The organism is Paenibacillus sp. FSL M7-0420 (assembly GCF_038002345.1).
Taxonomy (GTDB): domain Bacteria; phylum Bacillota; class Bacilli; order Paenibacillales; family Paenibacillaceae; genus Paenibacillus_AQ.
The window spans coordinates 3428364-3445567 of the sequence record NZ_JBBOCJ010000001.1; the positions used below are offsets into that span (position 1 = coordinate 3428364).

The window sequence follows — 17204 nt, forward strand, 5'->3', positions numbered from 1 at the left end:
CGCTGGCATGTGGCCGAATGGAATCGAAAAACCGACTACATTAGGGCGCAGCATAGGCGTGTGGCCCAATGTAATCGAAAAACCGATCACAATGGAGCGCTGGAGGGCACGTGAGCTAAGTCTAATCGAAAAACCGATCACATTGTGCCCCGCTGAGCCTCCCAGCTTTTCACCCGCCAGCATCATTCAGTTCAAATTGTAACCATTCACAGCTCCGTATACTGCTTAACCACCTGATCCAGGTAAGCCTCTACCTCAGGTGTCTTCTTATTCCCGGCAGCGTCGAGCAGCGGCACCAGCTTGGACAGAATGTTCAGCACCTTATTGTCGCCTGGCCCCTCCATCAGAACCTGTTCGTAGGCTTTGCGCAGCTCAGGGTCCAGTTCCATAGTGTCATAATCGTAGGCAGGTGTATTGTCCGAGCCGAGCAGCACTAAGGGAACGGTATAGGACATTTCATTGCGGATGGCCGCTGTCCGGTTCGACTTCGGGTAGTCCTGGACATAATCACTCATAATGGCCGCTCTGCCGATCAGCTCATCCCAAGTGATCACGATACCTGCGTCGAAGGTCGACGGCATGTTGCTCTCCGTGGCCATGATATCAATATAAGCGGCGATATCCTTGCTGATATAGGGCTTGAATACCTTGAATCCTTCATAATGCATAACTGCATAATACATACCTTCGCTGGTCTCCAGCTTATAGCCTTTATCCCAGACCTCTTCAATGAGCTTGCGGACGGCAGGCTGCTTCACCCGCTTCAGGATCTCCGTATAGGTCATATCGTTGTTAATTTGGGCATCGAACAGAGCCTTTTGCACAGAATCACTATAGAGCTTTTCGGAGAACCGTTCTAACCCGGCCTTCTGGGCATTCTCCAGTTGAAGGGTCATGACCGTGCCGTACCAGGAGCCAACTTTGGAGATATGGTTCATAAGATATTTGCGTGCTTGAGCCTGGCTGGCGGGATTGCTTACATATTTGCGGAACTGGTTATAGACCGCCTGGGCATCCGCTGTGGATGCCGCAGCCACCGGCTGTGCACCTGCAAACACTGTGCCGCCTGCCAGAGTCAGCGCTGTACCGAGCAGCACCGCTCTTGCTGTTTTTTTTAGAGAATGTGGAATAGTTCTCATCATGTACCTCCTGCGGGATAAAATGCTTGCTATGATGCGCTATCTTATCTATTTAGACAGACCCGGAATGAATGAATCGGGCGGCTCTTATGAAATAACGCTTGACTTGGAACGCATTTCATAACCTATAGTTCAGTGGAAGACTAGACAAAGGGGAGAAGAGGATATGAATCAGACCAGCAGCAAGATTATTTTCATAGATATTGACGGAACGCTTCTCATGGAGAATGGAATAGTCCCGGAATCGGCAGTGCAGGCATGCCAGCAGGCACGGAAGAACGGGCATTTGCTGTACCTGTGCACCGGACGCTCCAAGGCTGAAATCTATGATTATATCTGGGAGATCGGGTTCGACGGGTTGATTGGAGCGGCCGGCGGATATGTGGAGAGCCGTGGCGAAATGCTTTATCATAAAAAAGTGACCCCGGAGGATGCGAAGCATTTGATCGATTATTTTAACGCGAACGGGGTCGATTTCATTCTGGAATCCAATACGGCGCTTCACGGCAGCCGCCATTTACAGCCTCATCTGGAACGCAGAATCTATGGCGACTTGCTGAATGACCCCGAGGCGCAGGAGAGAAAACGGCTGTCGCCCCATCCCTATATCGCAACACTTACTTATGGGGACGAGGAATTATATCTGGATGATGTCAACAAAGTATGCTTCTTGGAGAGCAGTCTGCCCTTTGATCAGATTCAGGAGGAATTGCAGGACCGGTTCACGGCGATTCAGTGCTCCATCCCGATCTTCGGAGAGAACAGCGGGGAGCTAATGATGCCTGGCGTTCATAAAGCTTCCGCTATTGCCGATGTCCTGCATCATTTGAATATCCCGCTTGAGAACAGTATGGCGATTGGAGACGGGCTGAATGATATGGAGATGCTGGAATATGTCCAGGTGGGGGTTGCCATGGGCAATGCCCGCGAGCCGCTCAAAGCAATTGCTGATGACATCACCGATTCAATTGAGAACGATGGACTGTATAACTGCTTCCTGAAGTACGGACTGATCTGAATGCGGGTTGATCTCCGGAAAGACTCGTGTTAAAATGCACTTAATTAAGCGATGGGAGTTGAAGAGTATCGTGCGGACATTTCTTGCGTAATGTGACCAATAAACAAGCGTTATTTGCGGCGCGCAATTTATGGTTGATATGCAGGAAGGGTCTGCCTCTTTTCACTCTGGTCCAAATATCCTTATTCAAGTCCGCCTGGAGATAAGTGTCCGGGTATGGGATTTGCTGTGTTTATTTGAGCTGCTGGAGGAGAACCTTCTTGCAGCTTTTATTTTTGTAAATACAGGAGGATACGTGTATGTCTTTGATTAATGTGAGCAACCTGACTTTTGCCTATGAGGGCACTTACGAACATATTTTTGAGAATGTGAGCTTTCAGCTGGATACAGATTGGAAACTGGGCTTCACCGGACGCAACGGCCGCGGCAAAACCACCTTCCTGAACCTGCTGCTCGGCAAATATGAATACAGCGGGACGATATCCGCACAGGTGGGCTTCGAGTATTTCCCGTTTGCGGTGGCTGACCCTGCGGCTCTGACCGTGGATGTCATGCAGGAGATTGACCCGGAGATGGAGCACTGGAAGCTGATGCGAGAGCTGTCGCTGCTGCGGGTGTCCGAGGATACGCTGTACCGGCCGTTTGAATCCCTGTCGAACGGGGAGCAGACGAAGGTGCTGCTGGCGGCTCTGTTCGCGCGCGAGAACCAGTTCCTGCTCATTGACGAACCGACGAACCATCTGGATGCGAAGGGCCGGAAGCTGGTCAGTGACTATCTGCGTACGAAGAGCGGGTATATTCTGGTGTCGCATGACCGTGCTTTTCTCGATAACTGTGTGGACCATATCTTGTCGATTAACAAGACCAATATTGAGATCCAGAAGGGCAATTTCAGCAGCTGGTGGGAGAACAAGTCCAGACAGGATCAGTTCGAGCTGGCGGAGGATGAGAAGCTGCGGAAGGACATCAAGCGCTTGTCGGACTCTGCCAAAAGAACAGGCGGCTGGGCGCATGAAGTCGAGAAATCCAAGAATGGCACCCGAAGCTCCGGCAACAAATTGGATAAGGGCTATGTCGGCCACAAGGCCGCCAAGATGATGAAGCGTTCCAAGTCGATTCAGCAGCGGCAGGAATCCGCCATCGCCGAGAAGTCGAAGCTGCTGCGGAACTTGGAGAGCGCAGACAGTCTGAAGATCGCACAGCTTCCTTATCATAAGCAGCAATTGGTGGAGCTGGAGGATCTCTCGATCCGCTATGGGGATACAACAGTATGCTCCGGCGTTAGCTTCGCTCTGGAACAGGGGGACCGGATATCCCTCTCCGGCAGCAACGGCTCAGGTAAATCAAGTATTCTGAAGCTGATCTGCGGCGAGGACATAAGCTATACCGGTCACTTCCTGCGGGACAGCCAGCTGGCTATCTCTTATGTGTCTCAGGACACCTCGCACCTCCAGGGCAGCCTGAACGATTATGCCAGAGAACGGGGAATCGACGAGAGCCTGTTCAAGGCCATCCTGCGGAAGCTTGATTTCACGCGGCTGCAATTCGAGAAGGAGTTGTCCACATACAGCGGCGGGCAGAAGAAAAAGGTGCTGATTGCCGCCAGCCTCAGCGAGCAGGTACATCTGCACATCTGGGATGAACCGCTCAACTTCATCGATGTCATCTCCCGGATGCAGATCGAGGAGCTGCTGCTGGAATATACGCCGACCATCCTGTTCGTGGAGCATGACCGTGAATTCTGCGCGAATATCGCAACGAAGCAGGTTCTGCTAGACTAAGCTCAAGAGAAATCCGTAATACAAACTATATTCAGGAAAGCAGGGAACAAGTGAATGGAATATACAAAAATGGGCAATACCGGCCTTGATGTCTCCAGACTGTGTCTGGGTTGTATGAGCTTTGGCGATGCCAAGCGCTGGGTGCATCCGTGGGTGCTGGATGAAGAGCAGAGCCGGACGATGATCCGTGCCGCACTGGACCTGGGCATTAATTTCTTTGATACGGCCAATGTCTATTCTGACGGCACGAGTGAAGAAATGCTCGGACGGGCTTTGAAGGACATGACTGCCAGGGATGAGGTGGTGATTGCCACCAAAGTATTCTTCCCTATGCGAACCGGACCGAACGGCGGGGGCTTGTCCCGCAAGGCGATTATGAGCGAGATCGACCACAGCCTGAAGCGGCTGGGCACCGATTATGTCGATCTGTACCAGATTCACCGCTGGGATTATACTACGCCGATTGAAGAAACAATGGAAGCCCTGCATGATGTGGTGAAGGCGGGAAAAGCCCGCTACATTGGCGCTTCCGCCATGTATGCCTGGCAGTTCCAGAAGGCGCTGCATGTTGCTGACAAGAACGGCTGGACCCGGTTCGTCTCCATGCAGAATCATCTGAATCTCATCTACCGTGAAGAGGAACGTGAAATGCTGCCGCTCTGTAAGGAAGAGGGCATCGCGGTCATCCCCTACAGCCCGCTGGCTTCCGGCCGGTTGACCCGGGACTGGGCGGAATCTACGCTGCGCTCGGAAACGGATCAGGTACAGAGATCCAAATATGATGCTACAGCCGATAAGGACCGTCTGATTGTTGAGCAAGTAGCTGCCATTGCAGCAGAGCGCGGAGTTCCACGCATCCATGTTGCACTGGCCTGGCTGCTGCAGAAACAGCCGGTAACTGCGCCGATTATCGGGGCGACGAAGCTGTCGCATATTACCGATGCGGTAGGGGCGCTATCTCTTCAGCTGACAGCTGAAGAAATTGCTCGGCTGGAAGAGCATTACGTCCCGCATGCCATCGTTGGAGCGCTTTAAAAGTTTCCATTCAGCAGACAACGGAATCAGTTTCATCCCTTGAGCGCGTGCCGGTATCATCCGGCATGCGCTTTTTGCTGCATAGCCACTTCTGCCATATCCGCCTGTATCCCTCAAATACGCCTCAGCTGGTAAGCGCTTCACAAGATCAAATCAGAACGATAGATATCCAACCGCTGTTATATAGGCGGGGGAGGCAGTTCCTTTTATGATAGAAGTATCAAGGGGGGGAGACAATTGTACAACAAATTCTACAAATACCGCTGGCAATATCTGATGATCCTGCCCGGAGTAGTCCTGCTGTTTCTGTTCAGCTATATCCCCATGGCCGGTATTCAGGTCGCCTTCAAGGATTTTCAGATTGGTACCTCGATCTGGGACAGCACCTGGGCGGGCTTGGATAACTTCACGTTCCTGGAAGACCCGCAGTTCCTGACCGTGGTCCAGAATACGCTGTACATTTCGGTGCTGAAGTTCATCTGCGGCTTCCCGGCCCCGATTCTGCTGGCGCTCCTGATCAACGAAGTGACCCGGCCGGCATTCAAGCGTTTCGTCCAATCGGTCAGCTATCTGCCGCATTTCTTCTCCTGGATCGTTGTTGCTTATATTCTGCAATCCTTCCTTACGCTGGATGGCGGGCTGGTCAATCAGTTTATCGGGCAGGCGGGGGGAGATCCGGTATTCTTCCTGGGTTCGACGGAGTGGTTCCGTCCAATCATTGTCTTCAGCGGCTTATGGAAAGAAACCGGCTGGAACACCATTCTCTATCTGGCAGCCATTACAACCATTGATCCGCAGCTGTATGAATCGGCGAAGGTGGAAGGTGCAGGCAAGCTGGCACAGATCCGCCATATCACCCTTCCCGGAATTATGCCAACCATCTCCATTGTGCTGATTCTGAGTATTCCGAGCTTAATTACAGTGGGAATGGATCAGATTTATCCGCTCATGAACTCTGCCAATCATAGTGTTGCCGATGTGCTGGATACGTATATCCTCCGCAACGGCTTACAGCAGGGGTACTTCGGGATGGCGACGGCAGTAGGTTTATTGTCTTCGCTCATCAGCCTGATCCTGGTCGTCTCAACCAATCAGCTATCCAGAAAACTAAACGGGGAAGGACTGTGGTGAAGGCACATGAAAGCAAGCCGAGGTGAAAAAATAGCAGAATACATCATTATTGTACTGCTATCCCTGTTATGCGTATCGGTGCTGTATCCGTTCCTCTACATGCTGGCGATATCGCTGAATGACGGTGCAGATGCAGCCAAAGGCGGGGTCTATCTCTGGCCGCGCAGCTTCACACTGATTAATTACGAGATTGTGCTCGGCAACGAGACCATCAGGCATTCCTATCTCATTACAGTGGGCAGAACGGTAATTGGCACGGTTGGCGGGCTGCTGGTCACCCTGCTGGTGGCCTTTGGCCTCTCCTACCGGGGATTGCCGCTGCGCGGCACGATTCTCAGCTACATTCTGCTGACAATGCTGTTCAGCGGCGGACTCGTCCCCTTTTACATCCAGCTCAATAGTCTTGGCCTGATTAATACGTTCTGGGTATATATTCTGCCGGGATTGTTCTCCGTCTGGAATATGTTCGTCATGCTGAAGTTCATTCAGGGCATCCCGGAAGCGCTCGTTGAGTCGGCGGAGCTGGATGGGGCCGGACCGGTCCGTATTCTATGGCAAATCATCGTGCCGTTATCGAAGCCAATGCTCGCTGCGCTGGGGCTGTTCACCGCAGTGGGCCACTGGAATGACTGGTTCGCCGGGGCCTTCTTCGTCACGAAACAGAATTTGATTCCTGTGCAGACCTTCCTGCAGCAGCTGCTGTCGGCACAGGATCTGTCGGCCGTGCTCGGCTCCAACAACAATCAGGAGGCACTGGCCCGCAGCTCGCAGCTACAGAATATTACGCTGATGTCGATCAAAATGTCTGTCGTGATGGTCAGTGCACTTCCGATTCTCTGTGTGTATCCGTTCCTGCAGAAATATTTCGTCAAAGGTGTTCTCCTGGGGTCAGTGAAGGGCTGATCTCTAAGTTAATGGCTATAGAACCATTTCACTGTACAATAACCATATAGGGGGAGTATTCTAGTGACAATCAAACAAGCCCGGCTTACAGCTCTGGCCATGACGGCGCTGCTGACTATCGTCAGCGGGTGTTCCGGTTCCAATTCCGGCGGAGGAAATACGAAGGCAAGCAACAGCGGTACAGGAAATAAGAGTGCAACTACCCAAGGGGCAAGCGGTTCTACCAGCTTCAACCTCTGGCTTGGCTGGACGGCAACCATCAATAATGACAGCCTGGTGCAGAAGTATTGGCGGGAAGAGGAGCCGGGGGTGGATGTCAAGCTGGAGGCCACACAGGGCGATGCGATGACAGCGCTTAACCTGAAGATCAATACCGGCGGGTTCGAGGATGCGGCGATCTTCAGCCGGAACGAGACGGTGAAAAGCGCCATGCGGCGCTCCAAGCAGGTGCTGCCAGTGGAGCAATATTTCGACATGCCGGATAAATATCCGGGACTCGCGGCAATCCCGAAGCCGTATCTGGAGCTAATGAAGGACGAGGACGGCCATATCTGGTCGATTCCGACCTGGTTTGACCAGAACCCGGAGGCGCCTTGGCCAGGCTGGGCATCGCAGGGCTGGTTCGTCAGAACGGATGTGCTGGAGAAGACGGGCATGACTAGAGCCGATCTGTCCACACTGGATGGGGTTGAGGCCTTCCTGAAGAAAGCCGCTGAACAGAAAGACGCCTCCGGCAAAACACTGCTACCCATGTCCTTCCTTATGGACACTAATGATTCGCTCGGGTGGAGTGACGAGAATGCGGTGCTGACCGCATTTGGTGTCAGTACCGGCGGCAATGGCATTCAGAAGCAAGGGGATGAATTTCTCTTCGCTTATGATAATCCTAATTATAAGGCCGCTTATCAATGGATGAACAAGCTGTACCGGGAGAAGCTGATTGATCCGGAAGTAGTAACCAATAAGGGAGAGCAGTATATAGAGAAGAACAAATCCGGCCGGGTTGCATTGAATGCAGGCAGCTTCTGGAATATCAACGCTACAGCCTGGGAGACGCTGGATGGCCCTACGGAGCCAGGCTGGTTCTATGAAGTCATTCCTTTTCCGAAGGTTGCAGGGGTAGAGAAGCTGGGCATCAACCAGGTCACGAACCCGAATCCGGGGTATGATGTCTATATCAGCCAGAAGACCAAGAATCTTGAGGCGATTCTGAAATTCCTGGATTACAGCCTGCAGCCGAAGGCAGAACAGCAGCAGGTAATGAGCGAGGGGCCAGCAGGAAAGTACTGGGACTGGGTGGACCAGCCGCTGGGCAAGTGGAAATTTACAGATGAGACGTACAAGACCGCACGCAATTCCGGCGATGCCGCCCAGAAATCCAAAGTCACACCGGAGCTCTACATGACCTCTTCCTACAGTAATAAGTGGTATCCGTGGTGGAACACAGAAGACGGCGGCAAGGCAGGCGCAGCCAAGACGATTCAGTTCACCGAAGCCATCGGGAAGATGGGGACCATCCGTGTAGCAGAGCCTTATGATCTGATCGAGGTTAAGCAGGGCGGGGTATGGGAGAAATACTCCCTGGAGCTGGAGAATATCCGCAAGGAATACCGGGCTAAGCTGCTGATGGCGGGGGATGATGCCAAGTTCGAGGCGGAGTGGAACGGGTTCCAGGAAGCGCTGGAGAAACGCGGACATTGGAGTGAAGTCAAGGCCGAGTGGCTAAGCAGATATGAGGAAGAAATGAATGCAGGCAGCCAGAAATAAAATAAACCGGAGCGCCCTTCACCTGTGAGGGGGGCTCCCTTTATAGTTCGTGGGAGGGCCATATGATCAAACAGAGCATAGAGAAAGCAATTATTCGTATGACCCGGTCCATGAACCTGAGAGGCAAAATTGTCCTGTTCTACGGCCTGATTGTATTCCTTCCGACGGTCCTGCTTGCAGCGGGAGCAGGCTACCTGATGCTGCAGACCGTCCGGGCCAATTATATTCTGACCATCAGGGAAGCGGTACGCCAGAGTGCGCAGAGCATTGAGTTCCGCAAGCAGAGCTATGACCTTCTAGCCACTAGGACAGCGACAGATGGTGAATTGATCTCAAGAATAACGCGGGATTATAAGGATATCACAGAACAGCTTGGCACCGTCAATTACGTGGACAGATCCTTCCTGTTTACCAGCAAATACCTTCCGGGTATCGAGAACTTCCGCATCTACCATACCAATGATACGCTGGTGCAGGATGGCGGCCTATTGTGGAAGCCAGAGGGGCGGATGCTGTCCGGACAGCGTGAGCAAGACTGGTATGCAGAGCGGCTATCTTCTCCGGATAATCTGGTATGGACCAATGCCAAGGATGACAGGAACAAGCTTGTCGTATCCCACAAAATCCTAGACAGCAACGGGGAGGTACACGGGCTGGTCTATCTGCTGCTGGATTATAAAAGCGTGTTCGCGGAATCCTTCGACCATCCCTTTGACGGCGCCGGGGAAATGTATATCGTCGACGGCAGTGAACGCATCATCGCCTCCTCAGAACCGTCCGAGATTGCTACTTCGTTATCCTCCTCCTCGTTAAGTGAATACTGGGGCAGCGCTGACGGAACAACCCGGACGAACAACGGAACGGTACTGATTACACAGGAGATCAAATCCGGCTGGCGGGTTGGCGCACTCGTGCATCTGGACCGCCTGGAGGAGCAGTCCAGACGGATTCTGTATTATATCGCAGCGGGAATTGCGTTCTTCCTGCTGCTGTCAATTTTCCTGATCATGGTTGTCCTGAAGAATATCATCTGGCGGATCCGCAAGCTGGGGAACCGGATGACAGATATATCCGAAGGATACTTCGAAGTAAAGGTGAAGAACCGTGACAAGGATGAGCTGGGGGAGCTGGAGGTACTGTTTAACTCCATGTCCGGGCGGCTCGGGAAGCTGGTTGAAGAGCATACGGAAGCGCTGCTTAAGGAGCGTGAGCAATCCTTCCGGGCGCTGCAGGCACAAATTAATCCGCATTTCATCTATAATTCCCTCAGCCTGATCCGCTGGCGGGCGCTGGATCTGCAGGACGAGCTGCAAATCCGCACGATAGATGCACTGACGACCTTTTACCGGCTGGCACTGGGCAATCAGGTCAATGTTACCCGGCTGCGCGATGAGCTGGAGCATGTGAAGGCGTATATAGATATCCAGCAGCTCCGCTACCCAGGCCAAGTGTCGGTGGAATGGGAGGTGGAACCAGAGATCCTTAATCTCTATACCATCAAGCTGATCCTCCAGCCGATTGTAGAGAACTGTTATCTGCATGGCGTCATTACGGCCAGGGAGCATGCCTTTATTCAGATTACGGCTGAACGCAGAGGGGATGAGGTGCGCATCCAGGTGTTTGATAACGGGCAGGGGATTGGCCGGGAGAAGCTCGAAGAGATACGCGCCGGTACCTACAGGGGCAGCAGGAACGGGTTCGGCATGAACAATATCAGGGACCGTCTGGCGCTATATTTCGGCACCCAAGGCCGCCTTGAAATCGACAGCGTAGAAGACGAATGGACGGCGGTAACCATCCACATTCCGGTCTGCATAGAACGTCCCGAGCTGAAGAGGAAGGAGGGGTAACATGCGTGCATTGATTGTTGACGATGAGCCTATGCAGATTCAAGGTCTGCTCAAGCATGTCCGCTGGGAGGCGCTTGGCTACAGGCCGCCGCTGACCGCCCGTTCCGGGATGGAAGCGCTCGCGGTATTGCAGGAGAACAAGGTGGATGTGCTCATTACCGATGTGGCGATGCCCGGGATGACCGGAATCGAGCTGCTCGCCAGAATCCAGGCTGATTATCCGCAGCAGTCCATGCAGACGGTAATCATCAGCGGCTTCGATGAATTTGAATTTGTGCAGGAGGCGATTCAGCTTGGGGCTAAGGCCTATGTGCTGAAGCCGGTCAAGACGCAGGAGCTGGAACAGAAGCTGGAGGCTCTCCGGGCAGCAGCTGAGAAGAAACAACGGCTGGAGCAGGAAACAGCCCTGCTCAGAGAGAAGGTTACAGAGAGCCGGGAAGTGCTGTTGGAGCGCTTCATTAAAGATCTGACCGGAGGCTGGATTCACAGTGATGAGCTGCTGGATTCATGGCGGCGTCTGCTGGATCTTCCGGCAGGCGAGTGGCAGGCGACATTGTTCCTGTTCGACTGTGACAGTCTGTACCTGCATCATAGCCATGATGCCAAGGAGCAGATTCTGCTGGGTGAAGCATTGCAGAATGCGGTGAAGCTTGGGCTGGACGGGTTCTCCGGCGCTTATATCGGGAAAGCGGGAGCAGGCGAGACTGCGGTGCTGGTGCTGGAAGCGGTTCCGCAGGTGCGGGCCAGGCTGGAGAAGCAGTTAAGGTTCATTCAGGAAGTGCTTCAGGAGCAATATGATGCTTCCGTTACGGTCGGGGTCAGCAGAGAGGCCTGCGGCTGGACGGAAATTCCGCTCCTGTATAAAGAGGTGCGGCATATGATTGCTGATGCACGGCTGGCCGGATACGGGCAGATTGTCTATTGTGACCGGCATCTGATGAACGAATACCAAGACTTCCGGCTGCGTGAGGAGTATATTCCGGAGATCGTCAGGCTGCTGGAGCTTGGGGAGAATAGCAAGGCGTCGGCTTATGCAAGCCATGCTTTTGAGATGATGCTGGCCGGAGAGCCTATCTCCTTCTCTTACGTGCAGGCGTTCGGCATGGGACTGCTCAGCGAGCTGGCACGCAAGCTTAAGCGGAATCAGGATACGGATACCGAAACGAACATTCTGATGTGGCAGCGCTTAATTGACTGCACTGGAGTGGAGGAAGTGCGGAAGACCGTTCTGGAATATCTCGTCTATTATACACAGCATAAGCAGAAGGAGCAGACTGCACAGCAGCATCATCTGATCCGGCAGGTCCGGCAGCATCTGGCCGATCATCTGCAGGAGAATCTGACGGTGAAGCAGCTGGCTGAGCTGTATCATCTGAATTCAAGTTATTTAAGTGTGCTGTTCAAAAAAGAAACCGGCCAGACGATCTCCGAATATGTCCAGGAAACGCGGATGAATAAGGCCAAGGAGCTGCTCCGCGATCCTGGCATTAAGGTCTACGAAGTGGCGGAGCAGGTAGGTTTTCAGACGGCGGCCTATTTCACCTTCCTCTTCAAGAAGACCACCGGTACCACCCCGCAAGAGTATAGAGATTACCATTATTAGGAGTGATAATTGTGCTGTCAAAGATCAGCCTTGAAGGCGAATGGAAGCTGCAGCTGGAAGAGAAGGGTAAGGGACTGGTATTACCTTTTACCGATGCAATCATGCTGCCGGGAACTACGTCCCATGCCCGTAAAGGGCCGAAGAACAACGAAATTCTCGCAGGTGCACTAACGGATGAATATCTGTTCGAAGGACCGGTCTGGTACTCCAGAGAGGTTGTGATTCCAGAAGAGCTGGCGGGTAAGTGCTGCTGCTTATATCTGGAACGCACCCGGTTAACCACCCTCTGGGTGGACGGCGATGAGATCGGCAGCCGTGACAGCTTGAACACTGCGCATGTATATGAGCTGCCGGAGCTGCAGCCCGGGAGTCATACGCTTACGATCCGGGTGAACAACACCGGCTATCCGACCAAAGGCGGGCATATGACCTCGCCGGACACCCAGACCAACTGGAACGGGATTACCGGCCGGATGGAGCTGCAGTTCTATGGGGAAGCCCGGATTAGCAGCATCCGGCTGAAGTCTGATCTGTCTGCACGTTCGGTGCGGATCTCGGCAACGCTGGAGAGCATGCAAGGTGCCACACTCGCGGTATCTGCCAATAGCTTCAATAGTGAGACAACACATTCCGTAGAGGAAGAGGAATATGTCATCGCACCGGGTCCGTTCACTATAGATTATGTTCTTGGTCCCGAGGCGCTGCTGTGGAGTGAATTCGCTCCCAATCTGTATACCGTCAGCCTTGTGCTCAAGGGCAGCGATGGAATTCCCGTTGACCGGCAGGAGGTGATCTTTGGGCTCAAGTCATTCCGGGCCGAAGGCGATAAGTTCACCATTAACGGCGAGCAGACCTTCCTGCGCGGCAAGCATGACGGCCTGATCTTCCCACTCACTGGTTATGCTCCGACCGATGTGGAGGAATGGGTACGAATTCTGGGGATCTCCAAGTCTTATGGGATCAATCATTACCGCTTCCACACCTGCTGCCCGCCGGAAGCTGCGTTCACCGCTGCGGATCTGCTCGGAATCTATATGCAGCCGGAGCTGCCGTTCTGGGGCACGATTACAGTAGAGACAGATGAAGGGCATAATCAGGCGGAGCAGGACTATCTGATCAGCGAAGGATATGCCATCCTGCGGGAGTTCGGCAATCATCCTTCCTTCGTCATGATGTCGCTAGGCAATGAGTTATGGGGCAGCAAGGAGCGGATTGACTCATTCCTGAAGGACTACAAGGCATTCGATGACCGGCCGTTATACACCCAAGGCTCCAATAACCATCAATGGGTGCCGGAGGTGCTGGAGCATGACGATTTCTTCAGCGGTGTGCGCTTCACGCGCGACCGGCTGTTCAGAGGCTCCTATGCGATGTGCGATGCTCCGCTCGGCCATGTCCAGACCTCGCTGCCAAGTACAATGAAGGATTATGACGACCAGATTGTTCCGCCGGATTTCCTGAATGGAGAGGGTGAGGCTGCGGCAACAGGCGGTGAAATTCAGATCCAGTACGGTACCGAAGCCAAGACCGTGCAGGCTGGCGGTGAATCCGGTGAATGGATTCCCCGGGTACCCGTGGTTTCGCATGAGATTGGACAATATGCTACGTTTCCTAATTTCGCGGAGTTTGAGAAATATACAGGCCCGCTCAAAGCGGAGAATTTCATCCTCTTCCGAGAACGGCTGGAGAGTAAGGGGCTTGGCCATCTGGCCGATGCCTATTTCAGAAGCTCGGGACAGCTCGCTGTCGCTTGTTACAAGGAAGAACTAGAGGCTGCCTTCCGTTCCCGCCGGCTTGCGGGGTTCCAGCTTCTGGATCTCCAGGACTTTAGCGGCCAGGGTACAGCACTCGTAGGTGTTCTGGATGCCTTCATGGATTCCAAGGGGCTAATTAGCCCGGAAGAGTGGCGGACCTTCTGTAATGATGCCGTGCTGCTGGCAAGATTCCCCAAGTATAACTACGGCGCTGGAGAGACCTTCGAGGCCCATGTGGAGCTGAGCTGCTTCCGCAGCGGCATGCCGGAAACCATCGAGCTGCACTGGGAGCTTGCGGTAGAAGGGGGAGCTCGGACAACGGGCTCAGCCGGAGCCTTTATTCCTGCCGGAACCCATTACATTGACATATGCGATCTGGCGGTTGAGCTTCCGGCGGTTGACCGGATGAGCCGTGCGGAGCTTGCGCTCCGGGTCCAAGGAACGGATATCCGTAAGAGCTACGACTTGTGGATATATCCTGAGCAGAGTGATAACCCGCTTGAAGTTGAAGGCATCCATGTGTTCACAGAGCTGTCTGAGGAGGGAGTCTCCCTGCTGGAGCAAGGCGGTAACGTGCTGCTGATGCCGGAGCCGGAATCGGTTCAGAACGGAATCGAAGGCTACTATTGTACGGATTTCTGGTGCTACCCGATGTTCCGCTCGATCTCGGAGAGCATGAACCGGCCGGTTCCAATTGGTACGATGGGCCTGTTGATCGATAACCGGCATCCGGTACTGCGCGATTTCCCGAGTGAAGTCCATTCCACCTATCCGTGGTGGACCATCGTTGAGCATTCCAAATCGCTTATCATGGACGAGGCGGACCGCAGCTGGAATCCCATCGTGCAGACGATCGATAATTTCGAGCGTAATCATAAGCTAAGTTTCCTCACGGAGTGCCGGGTGGGCAACGGTAACTTGCTGCTGTGTGCACTGGATGCCGCTAAGGTGAGCGGAACCCCTGAAGGCAGACAATTCCTGACCAGCATAGCGAATTATATGAATTCTGCTGATTTCCAGCCACAGTACCAGGCAACGGTTGAAGAGCTTCAGACTTTGATTCGTTAAAATGACCTAATAGAGCTGCCCCCTACCGTGAAGCGGTGGCTTGGGGCGGCTCTTTATTTTAGATATTTCGCCAGAATCCATAGGCTTCGCGCAATAAATTGTAGGCCGGAACGATAGTAACTGCATTTTGTACAATGGAATGCTGTAAAAAAGGCCCTTTTTCGCCCAAAACCCAACATTCTACTGTATGAAATACAATAGAATCTCAATTTACGGTCAGCTATGCGTTTTCTATTGCAGAAAATACAATCAGCTACTTCAATTTAGGTGCAGTCTCCCGAATATACTCCATGAATCTTCTGGCTGCGGGGGACAGATAATGGTCCCGGCGCCATTGCAGGCCCACCTCCCATTCCCAGCCCGGTTCCTGGATGGGAATCCAGACCAGACCGTCAAGCATCAATCCCAGCGTCTGCGGAAGCACAGAGACGCCGAGTCCGGCTTTGATGAACCCTGCCACAGTAATCAGATCCTCAGCATAATAGGTAGAGGCCAGCTCGAAATTAGTATTTTGGAAGAGGGAGGTGATGGTGTGCTTGAGTCCGCAATTTGTCTTCAGTCCTACAAACGGCTCACCCGACAGCTCGAACAGACTCAGCGAGGAACGCGAGGCGAACCGGTGGGAACTGGAGACCACAATATAAATTGGTAATCTGCGAATCACCACCCATTCCTTATTCTCCGCCGTAGTCTCTCTGGACGTAATCAGCATATCCGAGGTCCCGTTATCCAGCGCTTCGTCGATATCTCCGTGATTCCCCTGATACAGATCAAACTGCACCTTCGGATGGTCTAACTGATAATCTCTGATAAGCGATGGAATCAGGTCCACGCCAAGAATATTCAGATAAGACAGATGAACGGTTCCACTCTCCGCATTGGACGACTCCTCAATCTCCCGCACTCCATTCCCGATATTGCGCAGCGCTTCTTCGACTCGTGAACTGAACATAACCCCATAGCGGTTGAGCTGGACATTGCGCCCCTTACGCTCGAATAAAGGAACCCCCAGCTCACTCTCCAGTTTGGAAATCGCATGGCTCAGGGCAGGCTGCGTAATTCGCAACGCTTTGGACGCAGAGGTCATATGCTCAAGCCGGGCTACGGTCAGAAAGTACTCCAATTGTGTAAGCTCCATGCAGACAGCCTCCTTTATATATTAATATTACTAATGAATTTAATGAAAATAATAAATTAGACGCACAATTTAATCAAGCTTAAGATACATATATACCTTGAGCGGCTGGAACTTCCAGCTGGACTGAGGAATTTCAAATGAAATGAGGCTGCAGCAATGACTATAGCTTATGCAAACCCAATGACAGAATACGAAGGTAAAAAAATTCTGGTCACAGGCGGTACCAAGGGAATGGGGGAAGCGATCGTAAACAGATTCAAGGCGGCTGGAGCTACCGTGATGACAACCGCCCGCACCGTCCCGGAAGATTTGGCAGATTCGGGATGGTTCGTCCAGGCAGATCTGTCCAAGCAAGAAGGCGTGGAGAAAGTAATTACGGCAGTCAACGAACGTTTCGGCAGCATCGATATTGTAGTGAATAACATCGGAGGCAGCGCTACCCCTGCCGGAGGATTCCTGGCCGCAAGCGATGAACACTGGATGGATGCGCTGAACTTGAACCTGCTGGCAGCCGTCCGGCTGGACCGGGGGCTGATTCCTCTGATGCTGAAGCAGGGCAAGGGTGTAATTATCCATATCTCTTCGATTCAAAGAGTGCTGCCGCTGATCGAATCGACCATCCCCTATGCAGCCGCCAAAGCTGCGTTAAGCAATTACAGCAAAAGCCTGTCTAAGGAGTTCTCTCCCCAGGGTATCCGGGTAAACCGCGTAGCCCCGGGCTTCATTCAAACTACAGCAGCCGAAGCCTTCTTGAATAATATTGCGGAGGTGACAGGCAGTGTGGAAAGTGCGCTGCAGTCGGTAATGGACGCTCTGGGCGGCATACCCATCGGACGCCCCGGCTTCCCTGAGGAGGTGGGCGAGCTGGTGGCCTTCCTCGCTTCCGACCGCGCAGCCTCCATCACGGGTGCCGAGTACGTGATTGACGGGGGAACCGTACCTACGGTGTAAGGTGAAGCGTAACCCTCACCGATAATTGTTGCTTAAGTGATCCTCTCCCTAATAGAACAGTCGGTT

At 53.0% G+C, this 17204-nt stretch carries 12 protein-coding genes; 10 read left to right on the forward strand and 2 right to left on the reverse strand.

The window, feature by feature from the left end; translation table 11 throughout:
• Positions 1-206: 206 nt before the first annotated feature.
• On the reverse strand, positions 207-1139 hold the full coding sequence (locus MKX51_RS14550) for a hypothetical protein (RefSeq protein ID WP_340992867.1): 933 nt from the start codon (positions 1137-1139) through the stop codon (positions 207-209).
• Between the two features lie 166 nt (positions 1140-1305).
• Between MKX51_RS14550 and MKX51_RS14555 the strand changes: the two genes are divergently transcribed.
• The 9 genes from MKX51_RS14555 (at position 1306) to MKX51_RS14595 (ending at position 15049) form a co-directional block, all read left to right on the forward strand.
• Positions 1306-2157, forward strand: coding sequence for an HAD family hydrolase (locus MKX51_RS14555; RefSeq protein ID WP_340992868.1), 852 nt, complete (start codon positions 1306-1308; stop codon positions 2155-2157).
• Positions 2158-2456: 299 nt separating this feature from the next.
• Positions 2457-3938: an Lsa family ABC-F type ribosomal protection protein gene (locus MKX51_RS14560; RefSeq protein WP_340992869.1), complete on the forward strand. Its 1482-nt coding sequence runs from the start codon at positions 2457-2459 to the stop codon at positions 3936-3938.
• A gap of 54 nt (positions 3939-3992) precedes the next feature.
• Positions 3993-4973 (forward strand): aldo/keto reductase, encoded by a 981-nt coding sequence (locus MKX51_RS14565; RefSeq protein WP_340992870.1) that lies wholly within the window; start codon positions 3993-3995, stop codon positions 4971-4973.
• Between the two features lie 237 nt (positions 4974-5210).
• The gene (locus MKX51_RS14570) at positions 5211-6104 is read left to right on the forward strand and encodes an ABC transporter permease (RefSeq protein ID WP_340940844.1); all 894 of its coding nucleotides are present in this window, start codon (positions 5211-5213) and stop codon (positions 6102-6104) included.
• Positions 6105-6110: 6 nt separating this feature from the next.
• The gene (locus MKX51_RS14575) at positions 6111-7007 is read left to right on the forward strand and encodes a carbohydrate ABC transporter permease (RefSeq protein ID WP_340940843.1); all 897 of its coding nucleotides are present in this window, start codon (positions 6111-6113) and stop codon (positions 7005-7007) included.
• Between the two features lie 63 nt (positions 7008-7070).
• Positions 7071-8774, forward strand: a complete 1704-nt coding sequence (locus MKX51_RS14580) for a hypothetical protein (RefSeq protein ID WP_340992871.1) — start codon at positions 7071-7073, stop codon at positions 8772-8774.
• 62 nt (positions 8775-8836) lie between these two features.
• Positions 8837-10624, forward strand: coding sequence for a sensor histidine kinase (locus tag MKX51_RS14585; RefSeq protein ID WP_340992872.1), 1788 nt, complete (start codon positions 8837-8839; stop codon positions 10622-10624).
• A 1-nt stretch (position 10625) separates the two neighbouring features.
• Positions 10626-12227: a response regulator gene (locus MKX51_RS14590; protein WP_340992873.1), complete on the forward strand. Its 1602-nt coding sequence runs from the start codon at positions 10626-10628 to the stop codon at positions 12225-12227.
• Between the two features lie 11 nt (positions 12228-12238).
• Complete coding sequence (locus MKX51_RS14595; RefSeq protein ID WP_340992874.1) at positions 12239-15049, forward strand: glycoside hydrolase family 2 TIM barrel-domain containing protein; 2811 nt, start codon at positions 12239-12241, stop codon at positions 15047-15049.
• Positions 15050-15302: 253 nt separating this feature from the next.
• Here the strand turns inward: MKX51_RS14595 and MKX51_RS14600 are convergent, their stop codons facing one another.
• Positions 15303-16187, reverse strand: coding sequence for a LysR family transcriptional regulator (locus MKX51_RS14600; protein ID WP_340992875.1), 885 nt, complete (start codon positions 16185-16187; stop codon positions 15303-15305).
• Between the two features lie 156 nt (positions 16188-16343).
• On the opposite strand from MKX51_RS14600, the gene MKX51_RS14605 reads away from it, so the two are divergent.
• Positions 16344-17138 (forward strand): SDR family oxidoreductase, encoded by a 795-nt coding sequence (locus MKX51_RS14605; protein WP_340992876.1) that lies wholly within the window; start codon positions 16344-16346, stop codon positions 17136-17138.
• Positions 17139-17204: the final 66 nt, after the last annotated feature.